Raw genomic sequence first — 25,064 nt, forward strand, 5'->3', positions numbered from 1 at the left:
TTTTTCGGGGCAGGGTTAACGGGCGGACCGCCTCCCTTTGCGCCTGCCCGCGCGCCCCGCTATACCGCCCGCCACACTCCCCATTCCCATTCAGAGGCGCGAACCCGCATGACCAGGATCAAGGTCGCCAATCCCATCGTGGACATCGACGGCGACGAGATGACTCGCATCATCTGGCAGTGGATCAAGGACAAGCTGGTCTTCCCGTTCCTGGACGTCGAGCTCGACTATTACGACCTGTCGATGGAAAACCGCGACGCCACCGATGACAAGGTGACGGTGGATGCGGCCCACGCGATCCAGAAGCATGGTGTGGGCGTGAAATGCGCCACCATCACTCCCGACGAGGCGCGGGTGAAGGAGTTCGGCCTGAAGAAGATGTGGAAGTCGCCAAACGGCACGATCCGCAACATCCTCGGCGGCGTGGTCTTCCGCGAGCCGATCATCTGCTCGAACGTGCCGCGGCTGGTGCCCGGCTGGACCCAGCCCATCGTGGTCGGCCGTCACGCTTTCGGCGATCAGTACAAGGCCACGGACTTCCTCGTTCCTGGTCCCGGCAAGCTGATGATGACCTTCACCGGCGATGACGGCGCGGTGATCGAACATGAGGTGTTCCAGTTCCCCTCGGCCGGGGTGGCCATGGGGATGTACAACCTCGACGACTCGATCACCGAGTTCGCCCGCGCCAGCTTCGCCTTTGGTCTGGGCCGCAATTTCCCGGTCTATCTCTCGACCAAGAACACCATCCTGAAAGCCTATGACGGGCGCTTCAAGGACATCTTTCAGGATGTGTTCGACAGGGAATTCGCCGCCAAGTTCAAGGCCGCCGGCCTGACCTATGAGCACCGACTGATCGACGACATGGTGGCCGCGGCCATCAAATGGTCGGGCGGCTTTGTCTGGGCCTGCAAGAACTACGACGGCGACGTCCAGTCCGACGTGGTGGCGCAGGGCTTCGGCTCGCTGGGACTGATGACCTCGGTGCTGATGACTCCGGACGGCAGGATCCTGGAGTCGGAAGCCGCCCACGGCACCGTCACCCGCCACTTCCGCCAGCACCAGAAGGGCGAAGCGACCTCGACCAACTCCATCGCCTCGATCTACGCCTGGACGCGCGGCTTCTCGCACCGCGCCAAGCTGGACGGCAATGCCGAGCTGGCCACTTTCGCCGACACCCTGGAACGGGTCGTCGTCGAGACGGTCGAGGCCGGCCACATGACCAAGGACCTGGCGCTGCTCGTTGGCGATCAGCAGGGCTGGCTGACCACCGAGGGCTTCCTCGACAAGGTCGCCGAGAACCTGACCGCGGCGATGAAGGCATAGTAGCGGAGCGTTATCGCTCGCGGCGCGGCGGCTCGCTGCTTGAGCGCGGGGCATACGCGAAGCGCGAGGCCGCATCGGGTCGGGAGGTCCCGAAGGGCCGACGACCGCGGCCCAACAAACAGGCCGCGGCCAAACAAACAAGGCCCGCCGGATTCGCGTCCGGCGGGCCTTTCGTTTGAGCCGGGTCCCTGTTCGTGCATTGATGGCGCCTGACGAGAGGAAGACGATCTTGAACACGCCATCCGACGACCACCATCAGCCGGTGTGGGCCCGGAGCCCGAAACGGCAACGCGGGCTCGGCGGGCTCTTCGGCAATCTGATCCTGTTCGCCGTGCTGGGGGTGGTGATCTCCTGGTTCGCCGCACCCGCCGTAGCCTTCTTCGGCATACGTTCGGCGGCCGAGGCCAGTGACGCCGCAGGTCTGGCGCGATTGATCGATTTCCCCGCCGTGCGCCAGTCCCTGCGGCCACAGCTGGACGGCAATCCGGCCGCCGCCGCCCCGGCGCCGTCCTTCATGGACGACCCCATCGGCGCCGTACGTCGCCAGATCGAACAGGCGACGGCGGCTCCTGCGCCGGATGTCGAGGCCTATCTGACCCCCGCCGCTCTTGCGGCCCTGACCCGCGGCGAGGGCCGCTATGCGTCACAGCGCGCCGGACCCCAGCCGTCTCCGGACGCCACGATCACCGGGGGGCCGATGCCCAAGCCGGTCTATTGGGGCATGAACCGGGCGCGGATGAGCGTCACTGACGAGGGCGGATCCGAAACGGTCTTCACCTTCGAGCGCAAGGGTCCCTTCGAGTGGAAACTGGTCCATGTCGGCCTGCCCGACGGCGTTGCGCCGGCTCCCGAGACGCGGGCCGCGCCGACGGTCGAGGGCGGTTGAAAGCGCCGCCCCTTGGCGACCCTGCGCGACTCGGGCAACCGTAGCGGTAGGGAGGCGTTACGACGCCAGAGGGTTGCATGAAGAAATCACTGATCGTCGGCGTCGCCGTCGGGGCCGTGGCCCTGTTCGGAATCGCCTGGGCCGTTGCGCCGGTGCTGGCGGCGCAGGCGTTGATCCGCGCGGCCAAGGCCGGGGATGAGGCCAAGATCGAGAAACTGGTCGACTTTCCGTCGTTGCGCGAAAGCCTGAAGTCCGAGCTCAACACCGAACTGATGGCGCGCATGAGCCGCGATCCGCGCGTGACCGACAGCGGTCTCGGCGGTCTGGGCATGATGCTGGCGCCGATGATCCTGTCCGGGGCGGTCGATACGCTGGTCACGCCCCAGGTGGTCGCCCACATGGTCACCACGGCCGAAGCCCCCGACCCGACGCGCCGCCCCGCGCCTGAACCGCCCGGAGACGAGGCCGACGGCGACGACATCCACCAGGCCTGGGGCTATCGCAACCTCGATGAGTTCGCTGTCACCCTGACGGATCGGGACCAGCCCGACGACCACCTGGCGCTCATCATGGAGCGGCGGGGTCTGTTCGACTGGAAGCTGGCGGCTGTGGATTTGCAGACCGGGGCGGACGCTTAGCCCGCCAGCGCCGCCCGCACCGCCGCCAGACCTTCTTCCGCCTTCGACCCGTCGGGCGCTCCGCCCTGGGCGAAGTCCGGCTTGCCGCCGGCGCCCTGACCGCCCATGGTGATCACGGCGACACGGGCGAGGTCGGCCGCATTGACCTTGCCGATCATGTCATTGGTCACGGCGACGGTGATGGCCGCCTTGCCCTCGGTGACGCCGATCAGGGCGACGACGCCCGAGCCGACCTGTTTGCGGAAGTCCTCGGCTACGCCGCGCAGGCCCTTGCCATCGACGCCGTCCAGCACGCGGGCGATCAGTTTGACGCCGTTGATCTCTTCCGGTCCGGCGTTGGCCGAACCGCCGCCGCCGAGGGCCAGCTGTTTCTTCAGCTCGGCGACCTGCTTCTCCAGCGCGCGGCGGTCGGCGGTCAGGGCCTCGACGCGAGCGGGGACGTCCGCGGGCTGGATCTTGAACGACTGGGCCAGCGACTTCGCCACCCCGGCCTGGGCCAGCAGGAACTGGCGCGCGGCCTCGCCGGTCAGGGCCTCGATACGGCGCACGCCGGCGGCGATGCCGGTCTCGGACACGATCTTGAACAGGGCGATGTCGCCGGTGCGGGCGACGTGGGTGCCGCCGCACAGTTCGACCGAATAGGGCGCGTCGTCCGTCAGGGACCGGCCCAGCGTCAACACCCGCACCTCGTCGCCGTATTTCTCGCCGAACAGGGCGATGGCGCCGGCGGCGATGGCCTCCTGCGGGGCCATCATCTTCGTTTCGGCGGGCAGGTTCTGGCGAATGACGGCGTTCACTTCGTCCTCCATCCGGGCCAGCTCGTCCTCGGTGACAGGGGCGTTGTGGCTGAAGTCGAAGCGGAGGCGTTCGGCGTCGACCATCTGGCCCTTCTGGGCGACGTGGCCGCCCAGAACATTGGCCAGGGCCTTGTGCAGCAGGTGGGCGGCCGAGTGGTTGGCGCGAGTGGTCAGGCGAGCGTCGGGCGCCGAGCGCAACTGGGCCCGGGCGCCGATGGCGAGCACGCCCGAGGTCACTTCGATGCGGTGGGCGAACAGGTCGCCGGCGTGTTTCTGGACATCCAGCACTGTGGCCGAGCACTGCTGGCCCGAGGCGTCGGTCCATTCGATCTCGCCGCGGTCGCCGGCCTGGCCGCCGCCTTCGCCATAGAAGGGGGTCTGATCGAACAGGACCTCGGCGGTTTCGCCTGCGGACAGTTCGTCCACGGACGATCCGCCGCGCACGATGGCCAGCACCTCGCCCGAGCCCTCGACGGCGTCATAGCCGGTGAAGACGGTCGGGCCGAGGCGTTCACGCAGGGCCAGCCATTCGCCGGTCGAGGCGGTCTGACCCGAGCCGGTCCAGTGCTCACGGCTGCGCGTCTTCTGCGCGTTCATGGCGGCGTCGAAGGCGTCGGTGTCGACGGTGAAGCCGCGCCGACGGGCCTCGTCCTGGGTCAGGTCGAGCGGAAAGCCGTAGGTGTCGTACAGGGTGAAGGCGGTCTGGCCGGACAGCACGCCGCCCTCGCCGAGGTCGCGCGACGCGTCCTCAAGCAGGCCCATGCCGCGGCCGAGGGTGGTGCGGAAGCGGATCTCTTCCTGCTTCAGGGTGTCGGTGATGAAGGCCTCGGCGCGGCGCAACTCGGGATAGGCCTCGCCCATCTCGGCCACCAGCGTCGGCACCAGACGGTGCATCAGGGGATCGGCGGCGCCCAGCAAATGGGCGTGGCGCATGGCCCGGCGCATGATCCGGCGCAGCACATAGCCGCGCCCTTCGTTCGAGGGGGTCACCCCGTCGGCGATCAGGAAGGACGAACTGCGCAGGTGGTCGGCGATGACCCGGTGGCTGGGGGTGCGGTCGCCCTCGGCCGAGGTGTTGGTCTCATGCTCCGAGGCCGCGATCAGGGTGCGGAACAGATCGGTCTCATAGTTGGAGTGCACGCCCTGCAGCACGGCCGCGACCCGCTCGAGCCCCGCGCCGGTGTCGATCGACGGCCTCGGCAGGAGCGAGCGCGAGCCGTCGGCCTGCTGGTCGAACTGCATGAAGACCAGGTTCCAGATCTCGACCCAGCGGTCGCCGTCCTCTTCCGGCGTGCCGGGAGGGCCGCCCCAGATGTGGTCGCCATGGTCGTAGAAGATTTCGGTGCAGGGGCCGCACGGGCCGGTGTCGCCCATGGACCAGAAATTGTCCGAGCCGGCGATACGGGTGATGCGGCTCTCGGGCAGTCCGGCGATCTTCTTCCACAGGTCGAAGGCCTCGTCGTCGTCGATATAGACGGTGGCCATCAGCCGGTCGGCGGGCATGCCGAATTCCCTGGTGACGAGGTTCCACGCCATCTCGATGGCGTGTTCCTTGAAATAGTCGCCGAAGGAGAAATTCCCCAGCATTTCGAAGAAGGTATGGTGCCGGGCCGTGTAGCCGACATTGTCCAGATCGTTGTGCTTGCCGCCGGCGCGGACGCATTTCTGCGAGCTGGTGGCGCGCTTGTTGGCGCGGGTTTCCTGGCCGGTGAAGACGTTCTTGAACGGCACCATGCCGGCGTTGACGAACAGCAGGGTCGGGTCGTTCTGCGGCACCAGCGGGGCCGACTGGACCTTCTCGTGGCCGTCGGCGGCGAAATAGTCGAGGAAGCTCGAGCGGATCTGGTTCAGGCTGGACATGACGGTGCGTTCGGTCGGGGGAGAAACGGGGAACGCGCCTCATATAGGGGTTTCAGCCCCAATGCATCACCCGCCCGTGAGCGAGGCGGCTCAGCCGGCGCCGAGCATGCGGCGGGCCACCCAGGCGATCGGCAGGCCGACGGCCACGATATGCACCGCGATCGGCTTCAACGCCGTCATCAGGTCGGCGGGGGGCGTCAGCGGCGAGGCCGACATCGGCACCACCACGAAGGCCATGGCCAGCCAGACCGCGACGCCGAACATCACGCCGACCGGGATCCAGAAGCGGCGCAGCGCCGGGATCGCGGCGGCGGCGGCCACGAAGATCACGGCGATGACCAGCATGATGGCGAAATGAGACGTCAGCCCCAACCAGGCGGTCGGCCAGCCGCCGCGATACGCCTCCGGACCGAGCAAACCGCTGGCGACGGACTGCAGCACGACCCGGGCCGGGACCTGCGGATTGGTCACGATGGCCGCGATGATGTCGAGCGCCCCCGCCAGCAGGCCGGCATAGAGGGCGGTGCGGGCAAGGGTCAGGGTGGTCGGCAGGGTCATGGTCGGGGTCCTCCGGTCGGGGAAGCCTCTGACAGCCTGGCTGTTACGGCAAGAAAAAAGGCCGCCCGATCCGGGTGGAGATCGGGCGGCCCGCTCCGTCCGGCCCGGCCCGCGGGGGTCGGAGGCGGGTCGCGGGACCCGGCCGGAGAAGGTGATGAGTCAGAAAAGCGAGTCCAGAGAGTCTAAAGAGTCCAAACCCGGGGCCGCTGAAAAACAGGGTCCAAAGAGTCCAGGGAGTCCAAAGCCGGCCGCGAAAAACACCGTCCGAAGCGTTCACTGCGTCCACAGCGTTCGCTCCGTCCGGATCAGCCCTCGAGGTCCTGGCCCTCGTCGGGTTCGGGCGTGCCCAGCAGCTCCTCGGCGATCTTGGTGGTCGAGGCGCGGACCGCCTTTTCAATCGAGTCGGCGATGTCGGGATTGGCCTTGAGGAAGGCGCGCACATTCTCGCGGCCCTGGCCGATGCGCTGGCTGTCGTAGGAGAACCAGCTGCCCGACTTCTCGACGATTCCGGCCTTGACGCCCAGGTCGATGATCTCGCCCAGCTTGGAGATGCCCTCGCCGTACATGATGTCGAAGATGACCTCGCGGAACGGCGGGGCGACCTTGTTCTTGACCACCTTGACCCGGGTGGTGTTGCCGACGACCTCGTCGCGGTCCTTGATCGCGCCGGTGCGGCGGATGTCGAGACGGACCGAGGCGTAGAATTTCAGCGCATTGCCGCCCGTCGTCGTCTCCGGCGAGCCGTACATGACGCCGATCTTGTGGCGGATCTGGTTGATGAACAGGACGATGCACTGCGACTTGTTGATCGAGGCGGTCAGCTTGCGCAGCGCCTGGCTCATCAGGCGCGCCTGAAGACCAGGCAGGCTGTCGCCCATCTCGCCCTCGATCTCGGCCCGCGGCGTCAGGGCGGCGACGGAGTCGATCACCACGATGTCCACGGCGCCCGAGCGCACCAGGGTGTCGACGATCTCCAGCGCCTGTTCGCCCGTGTCGGGCTGCGACACCAGCAGGTCGTCGAGGTTGACGCCCAGCTTCTGGGCGTAGCCCGGATCGAGCGCGTGTTCGGCGTCGACGAAGGCGGCGGTGCCGCCGGCCTTCTGGATCTCGGCCACGGTGTGCAGGGCCAGCGTCGTCTTGCCCGAGCTTTCCGGTCCGAACACCTCGATCACGCGGCCGCGCGGCAGGCCGCCGATGCCCAGCGCCATGTCGAGGCCGAGCGAGCCGGTCGAGACGGACGGAATCGCCTCCAGCGCCGCGCCGCCCTTGCCGAGCTTCATCACCGAGCCCTTGCCGAAGGCGCGGTCGATCTGGGCGATCGCCGCCTCCAGAGCCCGCTGCTTGTCGCCGTCGTCCCGCGTCACCAACTTCAAATTCGCCTGAGCTGCCACCTTGCCACTCTCCCTTGCCATGATTCCCATCTGGTTCCGGGAGAGACCCGCCTGGACCCGCTCCCTGTGTGAGACGGAGTTAGTACACGGTTTGTTCTGGTTGCCAATATGTTCTTTTTTGCAGGTCGCGGAGGTACGTCCGATTTTGACGTCGGGGGATCCGCTCCGCCCCCCGATCGCTGGTGTCGCCCCGTTCATCGGTGGCTACCTGCTGTGGCGGGACGACTGTGGTGCAGTTGGCCGGTCGAGTCAGCGTCAACGACCGTCGTGAGTCCCATCCCGACCCACCTCCCACTCCCGGGCGGATATTTCGGCACAGTTAACCCATAATAGTGAGACGGTGTGCTTGCATCACTCCGGAGACGATGGTCGGAGAAGCGTTTTTGGATCCCGAGGAAAACCAGCGCGGCGCCGGCGAGGCAAAGCCACCTGCCAATTCGCTCCTTTCCCCGGAGGCGTTGTCCCTGGACGTCCTGGGAATGGACCTGCCCCTGTCAGGATTGCTCGAAGCCATCGTGAGGCTTGCCGAGCGGATCCATCCTGGCTCCGTGGCCAGTATCATGCTCCTGGACGAGGCAGGGGAGCATCTTCTTCTGGGCGCGGCCCCGAGCCTGCCGGACATCTACAACCAGACAATCAGTGGGTCCGCCGTCGGTCCGGACGCCAACCCGTGCGGCACCGCAGCCTTCGGCAACTGTCTGGTCGTTGTCGAAGATATTCAGTCTGATCCGCTGTGGGCCAAGTTCAAGACCTTCGCCGAAGAGTTGGGTCTGCGTGCGTGCTGGTCGCAACCCATCCGGGGCGTGATTGGGCAGGTCCTCGGGGTCATAGCGATCTATCACCGGGAAGCCTTCTCGCCGACAGGGCGGCAGATCCGATCGATCCAGAACCTCTCGGTCGTGGCGTCCAGCGTCATCGAACGGCATGCCGCGGAAGCGGCGACGGCCGAGGTCGAACGGCGACTGTCCGAGACGTCCTCGCGCCTGAACGAGGTGGCCGAGCACGCTGACCACGAGCGGCGTTCAGTCGCACGAAGAGAAGCGTTCTACGGGACGATCATGGAAATGCTGCCGGCCCTGCTCGTCGTGAAGGAGGCGATCACCGGCAAGTTTGTCCTGATCAATCGAGCGGCTGAAGAAGCCACGGGCCTGTCGTCAGCCGAGGCCGTGGGGAAGACAGTTCATGAACTCTTTCCCGCTGAAGAGGCGCAGCGATCCTGGGACGAGGATCAGGAGGTCATTCTCAGCAAACAGGTGAAGGTCGAGCATAGCGCGCTGGTCACAACCCGGGACCGGGGCGAGCGGTACTGGACGACCCGGAAAACCGCGACCTTTGAGGACGGTCAGCCTGCCTATGTCGTCACTGTCAGTGAGGACGTGACCGAGCAGCACCATATGAATGTTGCGCTCCAGGCCGCCCTGGACGCCGCCGAGGCCTCCGGGCGTGCAAAATCGGCATTCCTGGCGAACATGAGCCACGAACTCCGTACGCCCCTCAACGGGATTGTGGCGGCCTCGGACATCCTGACCCGCAAATGCGACCGGCGTGACCAACTTGAACTGCTGGATATCATTCGCTCATCCGGCGAAACGCTGACGGCCTTGCTGTCGGACCTGCTCGATACGGCCAAGATTGAGGCCGGCGAACTCAAATTAAGCCTCGAAGCATTCAATCTGCGGGAATTGGCAGAATTCAACCACGAAAAATTCAAACTGCAGAACGTCAATGCAGCCGTGGCCTATGGGATCATTATCGAAGAAGGCCTTGATGGCTTTTACAGAGGGGACCCTCTGCGAATCCGGCAGGTGCTGGGCAACTTTTTCAGCAACGCCGCGAAATTCACCTCGACAGGAAAGATCGTCCTGTCGGTTGAAAAGCGTTCAGGCGGACTGATCCGCTTCTCGGTGTCGGACACAGGAATTGGCTTTCCGCCGGAAACCAGGGGCCGGCTGTTCAACAGATTCCAACAAGCCGACGAGACAACCACGCGCAAATTCGGCGGGACCGGTCTCGGCCTGTCCATCTGTCGCGATCTGGTGGAACTCATGGGAGGCGCGCTGGATTGCGAGAGCCAACCGGGGGTGGGTTCGACCTTCTGGTTTGACCTTCCGCTGGAATCCGTCAGCGCCCCGGAAGACAAGCGCTCGACTGCCGCGGCCGTCGAATCTCCGGATCGCCCCCTGCGGGTGCTGATCGCCGATGATCACCCCACCAACCGCAAGGTGGTCGAGTTGATGTTGTCCGGAGTGGCCGAGGTCGTGAGCGTGGTCGATGGACAGGAAGCCGTAGACGCCGCGTTCGCTTCGCTCTTCGACATCATCCTTATGGATATGCAGATGCCGGTCATGGACGGCCTCACAGCCGTGCGGAGGATCCGAGCGGCGACATCACCCTGTCGGGACGTTCCGATCGTCATGATGACGGCGAATGCGATGCGGGAACATGTCGAGGCCAGCAGGACCGCGGGCGCTGACGTTCACCTCGCCAAGCCGATCACCGCCGAGACCCTGTTTTCTGCGATGAACGAGGCCATGGAACGATCCGTCCCCGATCAGGAGAACGCCTGTCAAACCCCGAGTTCGGCCGGGATATGACCGGGGCTGGGAGCGGAGAGGGTTGGAGGCCCCGGCCCGGTCTGCCGAGCGACGGCTCTTCGGCCCTGGCGTCGACAAGGCCGAAAATCCGTTTCCGCGCAAAACCAGGCGGCAGGAAGCTTGCGACCGACGGTCTTCGACGGCTTGGAAGCCGTCGCGACGGGATCGACCGGAGTCGGCCTTTGCGACGGGCTTGATCCCCAAGCGCCGCCGTGCGTTCAGGGCGGATGACAAAACGCTCCAAGCCCGCCGTCCTCAATATCCGCAACGCCAGACTGGCCGATGTCGGGGCGATCTCGGCCCTGGTGGCCAAGGTCTACAAGGACATGCCGGCCTATACGCCGGGCATGTTGCGGGGGCAGATCGCGGCCTTCCCGGACGGCCAGTTCGTGGTCGAATACGCCGATGAGATCGTCGGCTACGCCGCCGGCTTTCGCATCGACGAGAAGACGGCGATGTCGCCGCACACCTGGACCCAGATCACCGGCGGCGGATACGCGGCGCGGCATGATCCGGTCGGGGACTGGTTCTACGGCATGGAGGTGTGCGTCGATCCCGACCGCCGCCGGCTGCGCATCGGCCAGCGGCTGTATGACGCGCGGCGCGACCTGTGCGAGGCGGAGAACCTGCGCGGCATCGTCTTCGGCGGGCGGATGCCGGGGCTGGCGCGGCGCAAGGCGGCCTGGCCCGACGCCCGCGACTATCTGGACGCGGTCACGGCGCGCAAGCTCAACGACCCGGTGATCGGCTTCCACATGCGCGGCGGCTTCGAGCCGATCGGGGTGCTGGAGAACTATCTGAGCTCGGACACGGCCTCGATGGGCCATGCGGCGCACATGGTCTGGCGCAATCCCTATTATACCGAGACGCACGGTCGGGGCGCGGCCTTCGCGGTCAAGGAGACGGTGCGGGTGGCGACGGTGCAGCTGCAGGCCCGCAAGGTGGCCAGTTTCGAGGAGTTCATCGCCAACGTCGAATATTTCGTCGACGTGACCTCGGACTACCGTTCGGACTTTGTGGTCTTCCCCGAGCTGTTCACGCTCCAGCTGCTGTCGCTGGAGAAGAAGAAGCTGACCCCGGTGGAGTCGATTGAGGCCCTGACCCGCTACACGCCGCGCTTCGTCGAGGCGATGCGCAAGATGGCGGTCGAGTACAACATCAACATCATCGGCGGCTCCCACCCGACCCAGACCGAGGACGGCGACATCCAGAACGTCGCCTATGTCTTCCTGCGCGACGGCTCGGTGCACGAGCAGGAGAAGATTCACCCGACGCCGAACGAGCGGCATTGGTGGAACATCAAGGGCGGCGACCGGGTGCACGCCATCCCCACCGACTGCGGCCCGATCGGGGTGCTGATCTGCTATGACTCGGAGTTCCCGGAGCTGGCGCGGCGGCTGGTCGACGAGGGCGCGCGGCTGCTGTTCGTGCCGTTCTGCACCGACAACCGGCAGGGTTATCTGCGGGTGCGCTATTGCTCGCAGGCGCGGGCGATCGAGAACCAGTGCTACGTCATCCTGTCGGGCAATGTCGGCAATCTGCCCAACGTCGAGAACATGGACATCCAGTACGCCCAGTCCTGCATCCTGACGCCGTGCGACTTCCCGTTCGCGAGAGATGGCGTGGCGGCGGAGGCGTCGGAGAATGTGGAGACGGTGACGGTGGCGGACCTGGACCTGTCGGACCTGGCCTGGGCCAAGTCACAGGGCACGGTGCGCAATCTGCGCGACCGCCGCTTCGACCTGTACAAGACGGTGTGGACCGACGGGGGCTGAGGGCGGGGGCCGGTGGCCGGAGATCGCTGGTTCATCACAGCGGGCACAACGGGTTCACGACGGGCACGACGGGTCCTCAGCGGATTACGGAGCCGGAGTCGCTTTCGAGGTTATCGAAACAATGCGGCGTACGCCGCGGTCACAAGACTCCGGAAAGACGTCGACGCGGACACATCCCCGGTCGCGTCGTGTCCTTTGTGACTTCCGTTGTCCCGTGGTGATGAACCTCCCGCCCGGCCATGGCCGGCTCAGGCGGTGCTGGCGGCGACCATCGGCTCCACGACCCGGGCCGCGACCGACAGGCCGACGCCGAGGAACAGGGCCGCCGCCGCCGCGATCAGCAGGGGGCGCGCCAGTCCCTGCTCCGGGCTGAGCGGCCGGATCAGCATCAGCACCAGCAGGCCGAGCAAGACCAGCACGCCCGGCATGTTCATGCCGATGCCGAGGAAGACGGTGTGGGCCTGACCCATGATCCAGGCGCCGCCGAGCACGGCGGCGACGGCTGCCGGGGCCAGAGAGCGGGGGCGGGTCAGGCCGGGGTCGAGGAAGGCGGCGAGGGCGGCGGCGACCGCCGCCAGCAGGCCCGTCCAGATGAACAGGAAGGCGGCCTCGGGCGCGAGGGCCTGCGCCACCGTCCCGAGGGTAAGGACGAGGCCGATCAGGCCCGTCCAGCCGCCCCAGGTCGAGCGGGCGGCGAGGCCGGGGAACAGCGACAGGCCGGCGGCGATGATGGCCGCGCCGATGACGATCGTGTTCACTCCGCCGAGAACCAGGGCGACGACGGCGGCGACCGCTATGGCCCCGGCGACGATCCGGCGGTCCAGACGCGTCCGTCCGCCGAACAGGGCCAGCGCCACCGCCAGCACGGTCAGGGCCGCCCCGGCCTCCATCCACGGCAGGCGGGCCAGCAGGGTGTAGTAAGCGTCAGCGCTCTCTGCCCGCCCCGACATGGGTCCGGCCAGAAGGCGCACGAGCTGGGTCAGGACCAGTCCCGTCGACAGGAACCAGAGGCCGTCCACTGCGCCTCGCCCGGCGTCGGCGAAGGTCAGGCCGGCGTGGGATCTGGCTCGCCAGACGGCGAGGCCGAGCCCGACGAAGGCCAGTCCCAGCAGGCCCCAGCCCATGACCGGCGAATGGCCGACGACGACGCGACCGAACAGGTCGGCATAGACGAGGTTTTCGGTCGCGGCGGGCAGGGCGGGCGCGCGCAACAGGGCGTCCGCCGTCTCCAACGCTTGCGATCCGATATGCTGCACGCTGCCCTGATCGAGCGCGTCGGGGGTCGAGACGGCGGCGTGATACTGTTCCGGTCGGCCGATGAAGGCGAGGTTGATCCCCTGGACGCCGCGGTCCTTGGGGATGGTGAAGTCGGTGCCGTTGGGCATGGCTTCATAGACGAACACAGCCAGCGAGTTGGACGAGACGCCGCCGGTCGCCCGGGCGCCGGCGCGGGCGAACAGGCTGATGGTCCCGGCATTGCCGCGCCCGGTCTCGAACATCATGGCCCGGCCGCCGCCGCCGCGCGCTTCCAGATTGACCACCGCCCCGATGCGGTCGCGCAGGGGATGGCCGCCCCAGAAGGCGCGGGCGCCGTCGAGGTTCAGCTCCTCGCCGTCGGTCAGCAGAACGACCAGGGTGCGGTCTGCCGGCCCGCGGGCGCGGATGGCGCGAACAGCCTCGAGGATGGCGGCCACGCCGGCGGCGTCGTCCGCCGCCCCGGCCGAGTCGGGCACGGTGTCATAGTGGGCCATCAGGGCGACGGCGGGCAGGCGCGGGTCCTGCCCGGGCAGGACGCCGATGAGGTTGGTCAGCTCGACCCCGGCCGCGGAGCCGCTTTCACGCTCGAACCGACGGACGGCCGCAGGCGAGAGGGCGCCGGTCTGGGTCGAGGTCTGCAGGCCCAGCGCCTCCATCCGTTGCAGCAGCACGGCCCGGACCCGCGCATGGTCAGCCGAACCGACCGGATGCGGGCGGCGGGCGATCTCGCGGATGTCGGCCATGGCCCGCCCGGCCGAGAAGGCGGAGGCCGGGGCGCCGACGCTTGCGGGCGCGGGAACCTGCAAGGTCAGCACCGCAATCAGCAGCGCGAGCGCCAACGAACCGACGAGCCAGAGCAGCCGCATGAGTCATCCTCCCCGATGAAGGGGCAGGCTAGCGGGCTGGGAGGCCCCCGTCATCCTCAGCCGAGACCTTTCGACCGGCGGCCTGCGGCGCGGGCGCGGGCGGACCGCGGCGCTCCGCCGCCAGCTCTTGCCCCGACCTCATATGGGTCGGGCAGAATCCCGGGTCGCGAGAGATCCAGAGGCGTGGATCATAGTCGATCACGGCCGAGGCGTAGTTCCGGCAGCCATGGCCTCTCGTGGTGACGCCGGGGCAGCGTTGCCGGCCCTCGGCGGTGCGCCACGCAACGAGCTGCTGGAGCGTAACCTGAAAAAAGTCGGCCACCGCGACGTCGGGATCGTCCGCGGTCCGCACCGTCTCCTCAAGGCCGCCCCAGATCCTGGCCACCCGGTTGCGGAACGAAAGCTCCGGCTTGCTGACTTTCACGCGTCATCCCTCGCCGGGGAGTGCCGCCGGTGAAGCTATAACCGCGTGGCGGCTGGTTCGTTGCTGTGTGGGAAGCCGTACCCGAATCAATGGAGGCCCGAAAAGCCGTCCGTCTGACGGACGTTCACCCTGGGCCTCAGGCCACCCGCCTCAGCGCCGCCGGGGATTTGACGAACAGACCCTTGCGGCCCGCGACCGGGCGGAAGGCGATGCTGTCGTTCTCCGGCTGCTCGTCAGGGCCGAGGAACAGGCAACCGTCATCGACCAGCCGCCGTTCCAGATTGTCGAACATCTCACCGCGTCGGGCCGGATCGGCGTCGTCGAGAACGTGGCGGCAGAAAATGATGTCGAACTGACGGGCGTCGGTCGAGGCATCGACCAGATTGGCGCGGTCGAAATGGACCATGGCCCGCAGCTCGGCCTTGGCGATCCAGGCGTCCTCGGCCTGGTCGAAACACCGTAGCATGGTCTCGGCCTTCAGGCCGCGCTGGATCTCGAACCCGGTGTAGGCCCCGGAACGGGCCTTCTCCAGCGCGCGCTGGGACAGGTCGGTGGCGACGATTTCGACGGCGACGCCGGCCTCTTGGGCGGCGATGGCCAGCGACCAGGCCTCCTGGCCGGTCGAACAGCCGGCGGACCAGACCTTGACTGGCTGGCCGCCGCGGGCCTTGCCGAGCGCGGGCAGCAGTTCCTTGCCGAAGGTGTCGAAACTGACCCGGTCGCGCCGGAACCATGTTTCGGGATTCAGCAGGGCCTCGATCACGGCCCAGCCCAGGCTGGCGACCGGCTTGGCCCAGAGCGAGCCCAGCATGGCGTCGACGGTCTCGAACCCCTCGCGCCGGGCCACGGGACCCAGCCGGTGCTCGGCCAGCTTCATCCGGTCGCGCGTCAGCCGGAAGCCCGCGCGCGAGGCCATCAGCGATTGCAGGCGATCGAAGTCGTCCGGGCTCATGGAGTCAGACAGCCCCCACTTCAGCGAATTTCGAGGTCAGGATCTCGCCGTCGAAAGGCTTCATCACATAGTCGTCCGCTCCGGCCAACAGGGCCTCGGCGATGCGTTCGGCGCGGGTCTCGATGGTGCAAAACAGGACCTTGGGGGCCAATCCGCCGGGCAGGGCGCGCAGGCGGCGCAGAAAGGTCATGCCGTCCATTACCGGCATTGACCAGTCCAGCAGGATGACATCCGGGATCACGCCACCGCAGAAGGCCAGGGCTTCGGACCCGTCGGCGGCCTCGTCGACCTCGAAGCCGAGTCCCTCGATGATGCGGCGCGCGACCTTGCGGATGATCCGGCTGTCGTCGACGATCAGACAGGTTTTGGGGGTCAAAATCTGGGTTCCGGAACTGTGATACACAACGCCCGCGTGTACGTGAGTCCCATAATCGGCCCACGCCGGTTAATGACTCCTTGGGAAACCGGCTTAAGTGTCAGTTAGGCATGTGGGCGGTCAGTACGACCCGCCCCTCCTCGGCCTCGACGTCCAGCGATCCGCCGGCGTCATGGGCGGTCAGCCAGAGCCAGTAGGGCTGGATCCATTGGCCGGACAAACCCTCAGAGAGGGGCTGCCCGGCCAGTCCGGCGACGGCTTCGCCCTTCAGGCGGGCGCGGGCGCCTTCGGCCCGACCCTCAATGACCAGTCGGGCGCCGTCGGATCGCGTCGCGATGGTCGCCACCCCGCCCGAGGGCAGCGCGGCCATGGTCAGATAGGCCAGGTTCACCAGCGCCCGCGACTGGGCCTTGGAATAGCTCGTGTCCGCGACCGCCCACTCCAGCGTCGCCCGACCGCCCTCGGTCAGGCCCGAGACTAATCCGCCCAGTTCGGCGCCCGAAAACCGCTCGGCCGAGGTCGCCGCGCCGAAGGCCACGCGGGCAAAGGCGACAAGGGCCACCATCTTCCTGGCGCTGGCCTCGATCAGCCCCATGGCGTCGTCGCGCATGTCCTGGGCGGTGGGGTCTTTCAGCAGGTCGAGGCCCGAGCTGATCGCGCCGGCCGGGCTGATGAAGTCGTGGCACAGCTTGCCGGCGATCAACGCCGCCAGGGCCTGGCCGTCGGGAAGGGGAGAGGCGGGGGCTGTGTCGGTCATCGGGCCTTGCGCGCAACAGTCGGAAGCTGGCCGGACGCTGACCTGATTTGCCGGTTCGCGAAACCGGTCCGATGCTCTAATCGGGCGGGCATGAACAAACGACTGATCGCCGACCTCGGGTCCGGCGCACTGACGGAGGCGCTGGCTGACCTCGCCGAAGACGCCGCGCGCGTCATTCTGCCGTACTGGCGCAACGGGGTGGTGGCTGAGTCCAAGGCCGACGACAGTCCGGTCACCCGCGCCGACCAGGAGGCCGAGGCCCTGATCCTCGCGCGTCTGGCGACCCTGTATCCCGGCATTCAGACCGTGGCCGAGGAGGCCGTCGCCGCGGACGGGGCGCCCGCGTCCGCCGAGGACTGGTTCTGGCTGATCGATCCGCTGGACGGCACCCGAGGCTTCATCGAGGGGCGCGAAAGCTTCACCGTCAATATTGCTCTGATCCACAATGGCGCGCCCGTCGCCGGAGTGATCACGGCGCCCGCGACGGCCACCACCTGGCGCAGCGCCGCGCCGGGCGCCGGAGCGTTTCGCCGCCGTTTCGGCGAGGTCTGGCAGGCCGTCAAGGTGCGCAACCGGCCCGCCTCGCCGATGGCCTTGATGAGCCACTCCATGACCGACGTCGAGGCCGAACGGCTGGCGTCGCGCCATGGCTGCGTCCAGTGGCAGGGTATGGATTCCTCGCTGAAATTCTGTCTGGTCGCCGAGGGCCGTTTCGACGCCTATCCACGCACCGGCCCGACCTCGGAATGGGACACGGCGGCAGGGCAGGCGGTGCTGGAAGCCGCCGGCGGCCGGGTCATGGCCGAAGACGGCCAGCCGCTGCGTTACGGCAAGCCGGGCTTCGGCAACGGCGGGTTCGTGGCGCTGGGAGGCTGACGCGGGTCAGAGGCCGTTGGCGCGCATACCGATGGGCATGAGGTAGGCCCTCATTTCCGGCCAATCGACCCGCCCGTCGCTGCCGGTATCCATGAGGCGCACCCACAGGGAATTGCTCGCCTCTTCCGCGATGCGATCTCCGTCTGCGTTTTGATGTCCCCGTTCCGCGATGGGCGCTTCGGCAAGATCAATGTAGCCGTCGCCGTTGCGGTCGGTGAGTTCGAAGCTGCGGCGGTACTGGCGTTCCAGTTCCGCTGGGTCCTTGGTGACGAAATGGGTTGAACTGCCGATGGTGGCGCGAGCATCTGGACTCATTGTCGAGGAGGGATCGCCCAGTGCCCCCAAGATCGTGGCTAATACGGCAAGCATGAAATTCTCCGATTGCACAATCAAAAGATGCATTCGGGAAGTTAACGAACGATGACCCGCGAATGTGCAGCGGATCGCTTGGCGTGAATCAGCGGCTAGGCCGCGGCCGCCTGCAGCTGCAACAGGGCGGCGCGCTGGATCAGGGCCGGGGCGCCCCATTCGCGGGCGGTCTCCATGGCCTCGGCCAGCATCATGCCGACGGCGCGGGGTTCGGTCGCCGTCAGACGCGCCTTGGCCAGGGCCAGGTGGGCCATGCCGATCTGGTCGGCGACCCACTCCAGCGGCTGGGCGCCCGCAGACTCGGCCAGACTGCGCCGCACGACAGCTTCCAGCCCGGTCAGGCTCTCGACATCGCCCATGGCCTCGGTAAGGGCCGTCTCGGCCGCCAGCCGCCGTTCACGGGCCAGCGCGCCCAGGATCAGGCCGGGTTCACGGGTCAGGGTCTCGGCCTGGATCAGCCGCGCCAGCGGCGTATCGGCGTCGCCGGGGGCGAGCTGCACGGCCACCCAGTCCAGCGGGCTGTGGTCGGCGGTGAACTGATCGGCGGCGGCGGCGAACAGGGCCTGACCCTGGGTCGTCGCGGCCTCGTCCTTCGCCAGACGGGCCAGCGCCATCAGCCCGGCGCCGGCCAGCGCCAATGCGCGGGCCCGGGTCAGGGGCCGGTAGTCCGGCGAGGCGGATTCGACCAGCACCCGCAGGTCACGTCCGGCCTGATCCAGCAGCCGCCCGTCGCGGCGGGCCACCCCGGCTTCCAGCCCGAGCGCCGCCCGATCCAGCCTCAGATCATCGCCGACCGTCGGCGGCAGGGCCCTGGCCCCATGCAGGGCCGCATCCAGCAGGGCGGCCGCGTCCAGCATGGCTGCCGGCTCTCCTGACACCCGGGCCCGCCGCGCCGTCAGCCGGGCGTGCAGGGCCGCCGCGGCGGAACGCGTGGCCGGACGGTCCGCCGTCAATGACTGAACGTCCGCCACGGCCGCGGTCAGTTTCTCCGGGCCGCCGAACAGGTCGAAGCGCAACAGGTGAATCTCGCCGGACTCGATCGCGGCCGCCGCGGTCTGGTCGGGCGTGGCCGTGTGCCGCGCCGCGTCAGAGGCCGCCGCCGCCGCGCGGTCGAGGCTGGTCCGGCGGCCCGTCCGGCGGGCGTGCTCGCGCCACAGGGTCGAGGCCCGCATCCAGGTGTCGAAGGGATGGGCGCAGGATACCCGCCCGGCCTCGATAGACAGGGACTGGGCCTCGGTGGCGACCAGGTCCGCGCTGACAAGCTCCAGCCAGCCGAGGTCGTCGCTCTCGCGCGCCTTTTCGAACAGCTTCCTCAAATCCCGGCCGAATTCGAACATGGGGGCTGGCGCTCCGGTCGTCCCGCTTCGGGACCAATACGCGTCCCTTGGGCCATGACTAGCAAACGCGACGCCGCGCCGGAGGTTCGACTGGCGGGTCGTGGAGTTTCAGCCCAGCTCCATTAGTCCGACCCGGTCCTGGCGCGCATGTGTTCGATCTGGGCCAGCAGCTGGCGGGCTTGCTGGACGCCCGGCCCGCCATGCGGGTCGTTGACGATGGGCGTGAGCAGGACGACGGCCTCGTCGTACCGTCCGCCTTGCATCATCGCGATCGCCGCGTCGCCACGGATCGACATGACCTGTGGTGCATATCTCGTCGCCATCGCCCAGGTCATCAGGTCTTCCTGTGTCGGATAGTCCTCGGCCCCGCGACGCAGGCGGGCCAGGTCGGCGTAGACACGATAGTCCTTCGGCTCTGCCTCGAGCGCGCGGCGCAGCAGCTCCACGGCAACGCCGCGCTCGCGATCGATTTCGGCCTGGTCGGAGGCCAGATCGGAGCGTTCCTCGACGATGTCCGCCATCAGCAGCAGGCCCTCTACGTTGGTGGGCTCGATCTCCAGAGCGCGGGTCAACGCAGTTTCAGCCGCCGCGGGGTCGCCCCAGCGCCGTTCCGCGCGACCCAGCGCGACCAGCGCCAGCGCATCGTCAGGGAAGCGAGCCGCATTGGTCCGGCTGGTCCCCAGCAGGACGGGGCCGTTCATCTCTTCGGGGCGCGGGCTGCGGCTGTTGACCAACGGCAGGATCACTGTGTCCCACGCCGGCGACAGGATCGAGACCGTGATCTCCGGCGTGATCGGCGGGATGTTGAGTTCCGAGTAGTAGAGCCGTCCCCGGGCATAGGCCTTCAACTGGGTTTCCAGCGCGTCAGGCGCGATGCCGAAGCTCGCCTGCCAGGCTTCGACCGGGTCCCGACCCGCGCCTACCGCGTTCAGATAAACGCCCAGCGCTCGCGCCCGTGTCTGGTCGGCCAGCAGCCAGTGGGTCAGAGCCCAGGACTGGGCGTAGTACATGCCCCGGCCGGTCTGGCTTTCGATATCGAACGAGCCCTGCGCCCGCAGCAGTTGCTCCATCGGAAGCCAGCGGCCCTGCTGCAGCTGATACTGGCGGCCGGCGTTCGGCAGCCCGAAGGACGCCGCCCCGCGCTCGCTGACCGTCGCGGTCGCATAGTATTCGGCCAGCCCCTCGCTGAACCAGCCGGGAAGGCGGCCCTGGCCTGCGTTCGCCATGAAGTGGTGGGTGTATTCGTGCAGCAGCAGATCATCGTCCCGGCCACGGATCAGGATGGCGAAAATGTCGTTCTCGCTGGCCATGTAATAGCCGTCGATCCCTTCGGGCAGCTGGGGCTGGGCGATGCGCAGCGCCCGGGCGTCCCCCACCAGATAGACGGGCAGCTTGCGGGTGTCGTCTTGCGCCGCCCCGCCGAACCGCGCCTTCAACAGCCCATGAAAACGCTCCAGCCGAGCCGTGTAGTCGCGCAGCGAACGCTCCGAGCCGTCGCTGTAGACGACGAAATGCTGGCTTTCAGCCTTGCGCCAGTCGGCGTGGGCGAGGCCCGGAACAGCGGCACACGCGAGCCCCAGCATCATGACGCGCGCCATGGCGATCAGGCGGTCTGACAATTTCATCCAAAATCCCCCGTTTTATCGAGCCTTAGCTCATTTCGATGACAGGATCATCGCGGCTCCCGTCAAGCCCCGGGGGCCGAATCCCCGGATACGAGAATGGCCGCGACCGAATCGCAGGGCCCGTCACAGGTCGTCGAGGTTTGGCTGTGACGCGCCGCGCGGGAGATTTTATGGATATCGAGCACCGTTTCGACGAACCGGCGAAACGCGTATTCATGAGGGTCGGCGAGACGACCACGGGCGCGGCCGTGTCGCGCCATATCGCCGGGCTCGCCGCCGGCCGGCCCGAACTGGCCGGCTGGGACTGGATTCAGGACGTGCGCGAGAGCCGCGGCGAAGTCGACAACGCCGATATCGCCAGCGTCGCCGAGGCTTTCGCGGCCGCGCCGCCCGGGCCCTGCTGGACGGTCTTCATCAGCCCCGACCCGAATCTGGCCCTGTGGTGCAAGGTGATGGACGCCATGTTCATCGGGCGTCTGCACCGGGCAGTCCTCACCCCCGAGGCCGCCGTCCAGCTTCTGGACTCGCTGCGGGCGGCTACCCCCGCTCCTTCGTCTTCGTAAAGGCGACGGCGGGGAACCGCTCCATCACATAACCGGTCTCCCAGCTCGACTTGGCGAGGAAGACCGGGTCGTCGTCGATGTCGCGGGCCATTTGGCCGCGGTATTTGGCCATGAAGTCCTCAAGGTCCGCCTTCGTCCCGCCGATCCAGCGGGCCTCGGCCCAGGGGGAGGGTTCGAAGAGGACCTCCAGGCCGTATTCCTCGCCCAGCCGGTCGGCCATGACCTCGAACTGCAGCTGGCCGACAGCGCCGACGATGAAGTCCGAGCCCATCTCCGGGCGGAACAGCTGGGTCACACCCTCCTCGGCAAGGCCGTCCAGCGCCTTCTTCAGATGTTTGGCCTTGAGCGGATCCTTGACCCGGACGCGCTGAAGAATCTCGGGGGCGAAATTCGGCAGGCCGGCGAAGCGGATCAGGCCGCTTTCGGACAGGCTGTCGCCGACGCGCAGGACGCCGTGGTTGGGGATGCCGATAACGTCGCCGGCATAGGCGTCCTCGGCCAGCTCGCGGTCCGAGGCGAAGAACATGATGGGGGCGTTGACGGACAGCTGTTTGCCGGTGTTCTGGACCTTCAGCTTCATGCCACGCGTGAACTTGCCCGAAGCCATGCGGAACATGGCGATGCGGTCGCGGTGGTTGGGGTCCATATTGGCCTGGACCTTGAAGACGAAGCCGGTGACCTCGGCGGCTCCCGGTTCGACCGTGACCGCGACCGGCTCGGCGGCGTTGCGGGTTCCGGCGGGCGCGGCCTTGTGCGCCTTCATCACCTTGGGCGGCGGGGCCCATTCGCCGATCGCCGCCAGCAGTTCCTCGATGCCGAAATGGCGCAGGGCCGAGCCCCACAGCACCGGGGTCATATGGCCTTCGAGGAAGGACCGGCGGTCGAAAGCCGGATAGCCGCCCTCGACCAGTTCCTGGGCCTCCATCAGCGCCTCGTGTTCGCCGGGCTCGAAATATTGCGCCGCCTCGGCCAGGGGCAGGGCGGCCGGATGGGGCACGTCCTCGGCCGAACCGGCGGGCTTGCGGGCGTAGGGCTGGAAGCGGCCCGTGCCCATCTCGACCATGCCGCGCAGGCGGTTGCCGCTCTGGGCCGGCCACCAGATCGGGGCGGGGTCCAGCTGGAGCCGTGACGCGATCTCGTCCAGCAGGGCCATCGGGTCCTGGGCCTCGCGGTCGAGCTTGTTGATGAAGGTGATGATCGGGATGTCGCGCAGGCGGCAGACCTCGAACAGCTTCAGCGTCTGCGGCTCGATGCCCTTGGCGGCGTCCAGCACCATGATGGCGCAGTCGGCGGCGGTCAGGGTGCGGTAGGTGTCTTCCGAGAAGTCCTCGTGCCCGGGGGTGTCGAGCAGGTTGAACATCTTGCCGTCGTGCTCGAACGTCATGACCGAAGCGCTGACGGAGATGCCGCGCTCCTTCTCGATCTTCATCCAGTCGGAATGGGTGCGCCGGTTCTCGCCGCGCGCGCGCACGGCCCCGGCGGCGCGGATGGCTCCGCCGGCGAGCAGGATGTGCTCGGTCAGGGTGGTCTTGCCCGCATCCGGGTGCGCGATGATGGCGAAGGTCCTGCGGCGCAGGGCCTCCTGTTCGAGGGGAAGTTTCGACATGTTCTATCCGTTGGGCCGCGCGAGGTAGCGCGGACAGGGCCGAAAGTCACTCGTCCGCGGAAGTCGGACGGGCCGGCGGACGTCAGTCGGCCGCGACCTCCGGCTGCGCGGTCTCTTCCGACGGGCCTTCCTCGACGTCCGCAACCCCGCCGGTCGCGGTTGCGATGGCGGCGAGCATGGTTCGGGCGCGGACGCGGTCGGCGCCGGGGTGGGGCGCGTTGGCGACCGGATCGAGCATCGTCTTCGCCTCACTCCACAGGAACTGGGCCATATAGGCCTCGGCCAGCCTCAGCCGGTTCTCGTCGGCTTGAGGGGTAAGGGCGGTGGCGACCTCCAGGGTCGATATGTCGTTGGCGTTGGGATAGCCGGGCTGCCCGCGCCGCGTGTCGTTCAGGCCGAGATAGATGCGGAAGTCCAGCGGCTTGTGTTCCATGGCCCGGCCCAAATAGGCACTGGCGAGGCGGCGCTGGGAACGCGCGCCCTCGGCGTCCGGCGCCGCCTTGACCTGGTCCATCAGGAGCGCGGCGGCGACGCGCAGCGCGTCCGCGTCCGCGGACGTGTCCGACAAAAGCGGCTGCAGCGCCGCCAGACCCGCCGCCGGATCGCCGTTCAATCGATGCGCTCGGGCGGCTACCAGCATGGCCATGCGTTGGCCTGGGCGCCGCGCCGCCGCCGCGAGGGCGTCGGTGATCAGTTCAGCGCGATGTCGGGCCGCGTCGCGGGCCATCTGGACCCTTCGCCCCTCCGAGCGCGGATCATCGGGGTCGTTGTCGGGCGGGACGACCAAGGGCGTGTCGTCCAGTCGAATGTCGTACCAAACCAAGGCCCCTTCATCCGCGCCCAGGGTCGAAATCGCGACCTCGGGCATCGGGATATCGATCTGGGGCGCATAATAGGTGATGCGCCCCAGAAAGTAGCGGCGCATGTCGTTCTGGAGTTCGATCGAGGTGCGCCCAGTCGCTGTCTCCATCGCCGTGATCGGGTCCGCTCCCCGGATCACGGCGTTCAAATACTGACCCAACATCCGCTGCCGTTCGGGCGTGCTCATCAGATAGTGGGTCAGCGCCCAGGACTGGGCGTAGTAGTCGAAGAGGCGGGCCCGCCCGGATCGACTGATCCGCCATTTCAGTACGTCGGCCAAGGGCGCCCATTCGTTGGTCCCCAGCTGCGTGAACAGCATCATCCGCCCGCGGTCTTCCCGTCCAACCTCGATCTTGTCGGGTTCCATGACGACGGTGGAATAGTATTCGGCGAAGCCCTCCACGAACCAAGACGGGTAGGCCTCGGCCGACATCTGGAACATGAAATGGTGCGCGTATTCGTGGAACAGGGTGCTCAGCGCCTCCGGGTTTGAGATGTTGGTCACCGTGTAGATGCGACCCGCGTCGGCGGAGTAGAAGCCGGCGATGCCCTCCGAGCCATCGGGAAGGAGGCGGCGCATGTCCCGCGCGCCGTCCGCCAGATAGATTTCCAGCTTTGGAATCTGGACGTCGCTCTGGATCGGATAATAGGTCCGCAGAAGGGCGTCGAAACGTTCGATCTTGGTGGCGTAGGTGCGCAGGGTGCGCTCGGACACGTCGCCGTAGAGAATGAAGTGCGCAGTCTCCGCGCGACGCCACTCGGCGCAGGCCGGTCCGGCGACGAAGGCGGCTGCGGCCAGGACGACGGCGGCCAAAAGCTTGATGACGTTCATGGCCCAGCTCCCCAGACACGTGGCGCCCGCAGGGTCAGACAAGCTGTGCGAGGCGTCAATCCTGTTGGGCTTGGCCTTCCGCGGTGGGCACCTCGGCTAGCAGGCAACTTCTCACGCTGCCATGCGCATCCACACCGCGCGGTCGGCGGCGAGGGCGTTCAGCTGGCCCTTGGCGGCGCGGGCCTTCAGCTGGCGCATGATGGCGGCGGGCAGGGCGCAGAACTGGGGTTCGACCAGGGTCGGATCGCAGCCGGCGGCGGGGGCGGCGAACAGGGCGGCGTTTACTTCCGGCGACCTGTCGTGGATCAGCCAGGCCAGACGGCGCGCGCGCTGCGGGTCATGGAGATGCAGCAGCGGATCCTCGGAAAACAGTTCGCAACCGAGTTCCAGTACATAGTCCAGCTCGAGGTTCTCGAAGCGGCGCGCGTCGCCGGGCGTGACCGGGCAGGCCTCGTCCAGATCGAACACCACGTCGTTGAGAAGAAAGAGCATCGACAACACCCACCATCGCTCCGGGCTCATTGCGGCCCGTTGAAGCTGA

21 protein-coding genes are annotated in these 25,064 nt (G+C 67.6%); 7 read left to right on the top strand and 14 right to left on the bottom strand.

Annotation, left to right across the window (positions count from 1 at the left end; genetic code table 11):
* Positions 1-108 precede the first annotated feature (108 nt).
* The 3 genes from ACTIEW_RS00650 (at position 109) to ACTIEW_RS00660 (ending at position 2,847) form a co-directional block, all read left to right on the top strand.
* Positions 109-1,323 (top strand): NADP-dependent isocitrate dehydrogenase, encoded by a 1,215-nt coding sequence (locus ACTIEW_RS00650; protein ID WP_439475972.1) that lies wholly within the window; start codon positions 109-111, stop codon positions 1,321-1,323.
* Positions 1,324-1,552: 229 nt separating this feature from the next.
* Positions 1,553-2,209, top strand: a complete 657-nt coding sequence (locus ACTIEW_RS00655) for a DUF2939 domain-containing protein (protein ID WP_439475973.1) — start codon at positions 1,553-1,555, stop codon at positions 2,207-2,209.
* Positions 2,210-2,286: 77 nt separating this feature from the next.
* The gene (locus tag ACTIEW_RS00660) at positions 2,287-2,847 is read left to right on the top strand and encodes a DUF2939 domain-containing protein (protein WP_439475974.1); all 561 of its coding nucleotides are present in this window, start codon (positions 2,287-2,289) and stop codon (positions 2,845-2,847) included.
* Here ACTIEW_RS00660 and alaS read toward each other — a convergent pair.
* From alaS to recA, 3 genes are all read right to left on the bottom strand, one after another.
* A complete protein-coding gene (gene alaS / locus ACTIEW_RS00665) occupies positions 2,844-5,504 on the bottom strand; it encodes an alanine--tRNA ligase (RefSeq protein WP_439475975.1) in 2,661 nt (886 codons plus the stop codon). The two genes, ACTIEW_RS00660 and alaS, sit on opposite strands and share 4 nt — an antisense overlap.
* A gap of 90 nt (positions 5,505-5,594) precedes the next feature.
* Positions 5,595-6,062, bottom strand: a complete 468-nt coding sequence (locus ACTIEW_RS00670) for a hypothetical protein (protein ID WP_439475976.1) — start codon at positions 6,060-6,062, stop codon at positions 5,595-5,597.
* A gap of 305 nt (positions 6,063-6,367) precedes the next feature.
* A complete protein-coding gene (gene recA / locus ACTIEW_RS00675; protein ID WP_439475977.1) occupies positions 6,368-7,453 on the bottom strand; it encodes a recombinase RecA in 1,086 nt (361 codons plus the stop codon).
* A 365-nt stretch (positions 7,454-7,818) separates the two neighbouring features.
* Here recA and ACTIEW_RS00680 point away from each other — a divergent pair, with 365 nt between their 5' ends.
* Complete coding sequence (locus ACTIEW_RS00680; RefSeq protein ID WP_439475978.1) at positions 7,819-10,047, top strand: ATP-binding protein; 2,229 nt, start codon at positions 7,819-7,821, stop codon at positions 10,045-10,047.
* 227 nt (positions 10,048-10,274) lie between these two features.
* A complete protein-coding gene (locus ACTIEW_RS00685; protein ID WP_439475979.1) occupies positions 10,275-11,822 on the top strand; it encodes a GNAT family N-acetyltransferase in 1,548 nt (515 codons plus the stop codon).
* Positions 11,823-12,070: 248 nt separating this feature from the next.
* Here ACTIEW_RS00685 and ACTIEW_RS00690 read toward each other — a convergent pair whose 3' ends face one another.
* The 5 genes from ACTIEW_RS00690 to chpT form a co-directional block, all read right to left on the bottom strand.
* Positions 12,071-13,945 (bottom strand): M20/M25/M40 family metallo-hydrolase, encoded by a 1,875-nt coding sequence (locus ACTIEW_RS00690; RefSeq protein WP_439475980.1) that lies wholly within the window; start codon positions 13,943-13,945, stop codon positions 12,071-12,073.
* Between the two features lie 28 nt (positions 13,946-13,973).
* Positions 13,974-14,369: a hypothetical protein gene (locus ACTIEW_RS00695; protein ID WP_439475981.1), complete on the bottom strand. Its 396-nt coding sequence runs from the start codon at positions 14,367-14,369 to the stop codon at positions 13,974-13,976.
* Positions 14,370-14,505: 136 nt separating this feature from the next.
* Complete coding sequence (locus tag ACTIEW_RS00700; RefSeq protein ID WP_439475982.1) at positions 14,506-15,321, bottom strand: CheR family methyltransferase; 816 nt, start codon at positions 15,319-15,321, stop codon at positions 14,506-14,508.
* Positions 15,322-15,325: 4 nt separating this feature from the next.
* Positions 15,326-15,697 (bottom strand): response regulator, encoded by a 372-nt coding sequence (locus ACTIEW_RS00705; protein ID WP_439475983.1) that lies wholly within the window; start codon positions 15,695-15,697, stop codon positions 15,326-15,328.
* Positions 15,698-15,797: 100 nt separating this feature from the next.
* The gene (chpT, locus tag ACTIEW_RS00710; RefSeq protein WP_439475984.1) at positions 15,798-16,454 is read right to left on the bottom strand and encodes a histidine phosphotransferase ChpT; all 657 of its coding nucleotides are present in this window, start codon (positions 16,452-16,454) and stop codon (positions 15,798-15,800) included.
* 90 nt (positions 16,455-16,544) lie between these two features.
* Between chpT and cysQ the strand changes: the two genes are divergently transcribed.
* A complete protein-coding gene (gene cysQ, locus ACTIEW_RS00715; RefSeq protein WP_439475985.1) occupies positions 16,545-17,330 on the top strand; it encodes a 3'(2'),5'-bisphosphate nucleotidase CysQ in 786 nt (261 codons plus the stop codon).
* A gap of 6 nt (positions 17,331-17,336) precedes the next feature.
* On the opposite strand, the gene ACTIEW_RS00720 is transcribed toward cysQ, so the two are convergent.
* The 3 genes from ACTIEW_RS00720 to ACTIEW_RS00730 form a co-directional block, all read right to left on the bottom strand.
* Positions 17,337-17,732 carry an EF-hand domain-containing protein gene (locus ACTIEW_RS00720; RefSeq protein WP_439475986.1) on the bottom strand — a complete coding sequence of 132 codons (396 nt, stop codon included), beginning with the start codon at positions 17,730-17,732 and terminating at the stop codon, positions 17,337-17,339.
* 62 nt (positions 17,733-17,794) lie between these two features.
* Positions 17,795-19,036 (bottom strand): hypothetical protein, encoded by a 1,242-nt coding sequence (locus ACTIEW_RS00725; protein ID WP_439475987.1) that lies wholly within the window; start codon positions 19,034-19,036, stop codon positions 17,795-17,797.
* A 122-nt stretch (positions 19,037-19,158) separates the two neighbouring features.
* Positions 19,159-20,661 (bottom strand): DUF1570 domain-containing protein, encoded by a 1,503-nt coding sequence (locus ACTIEW_RS00730; RefSeq protein ID WP_439475988.1) that lies wholly within the window; start codon positions 20,659-20,661, stop codon positions 19,159-19,161.
* Between the two features lie 170 nt (positions 20,662-20,831).
* On the opposite strand from ACTIEW_RS00730, the gene ACTIEW_RS00735 reads away from it, so the two are divergent.
* Complete coding sequence (locus tag ACTIEW_RS00735) at positions 20,832-21,224, top strand: hypothetical protein (RefSeq protein WP_439475989.1); 393 nt, start codon at positions 20,832-20,834, stop codon at positions 21,222-21,224.
* Here ACTIEW_RS00735 and ACTIEW_RS00740 read toward each other — a convergent pair.
* The 3 genes from ACTIEW_RS00740 to ACTIEW_RS00750 all read right to left on the bottom strand — a co-directional run bounded on the left by ACTIEW_RS00740 (position 21,199) and on the right by ACTIEW_RS00750 (position 25,015).
* Positions 21,199-22,830 carry a peptide chain release factor 3 gene (locus tag ACTIEW_RS00740; RefSeq protein ID WP_439475990.1) on the bottom strand — a complete coding sequence of 544 codons (1,632 nt, stop codon included), beginning with the start codon at positions 22,828-22,830 and terminating at the stop codon, positions 21,199-21,201. The genes ACTIEW_RS00735 and ACTIEW_RS00740 overlap by 26 nt on opposite strands.
* Before the next feature lie 82 nt (positions 22,831-22,912).
* Entirely contained in the window at positions 22,913-24,523 is a 1,611-nt protein-coding gene (locus ACTIEW_RS00745) for a DUF1570 domain-containing protein (protein WP_439475991.1), read from the bottom strand.
* Positions 24,524-24,634: 111 nt separating this feature from the next.
* Complete coding sequence (locus ACTIEW_RS00750; protein ID WP_439475992.1) at positions 24,635-25,015, bottom strand: hypothetical protein; 381 nt, start codon at positions 25,013-25,015, stop codon at positions 24,635-24,637.
* Positions 25,016-25,064 lie beyond the last annotated feature (49 nt).

Source organism: Brevundimonas sp., assembly GCF_051860745.1.
Lineage (GTDB): Bacteria > Pseudomonadota > Alphaproteobacteria > Caulobacterales > Caulobacteraceae > Brevundimonas.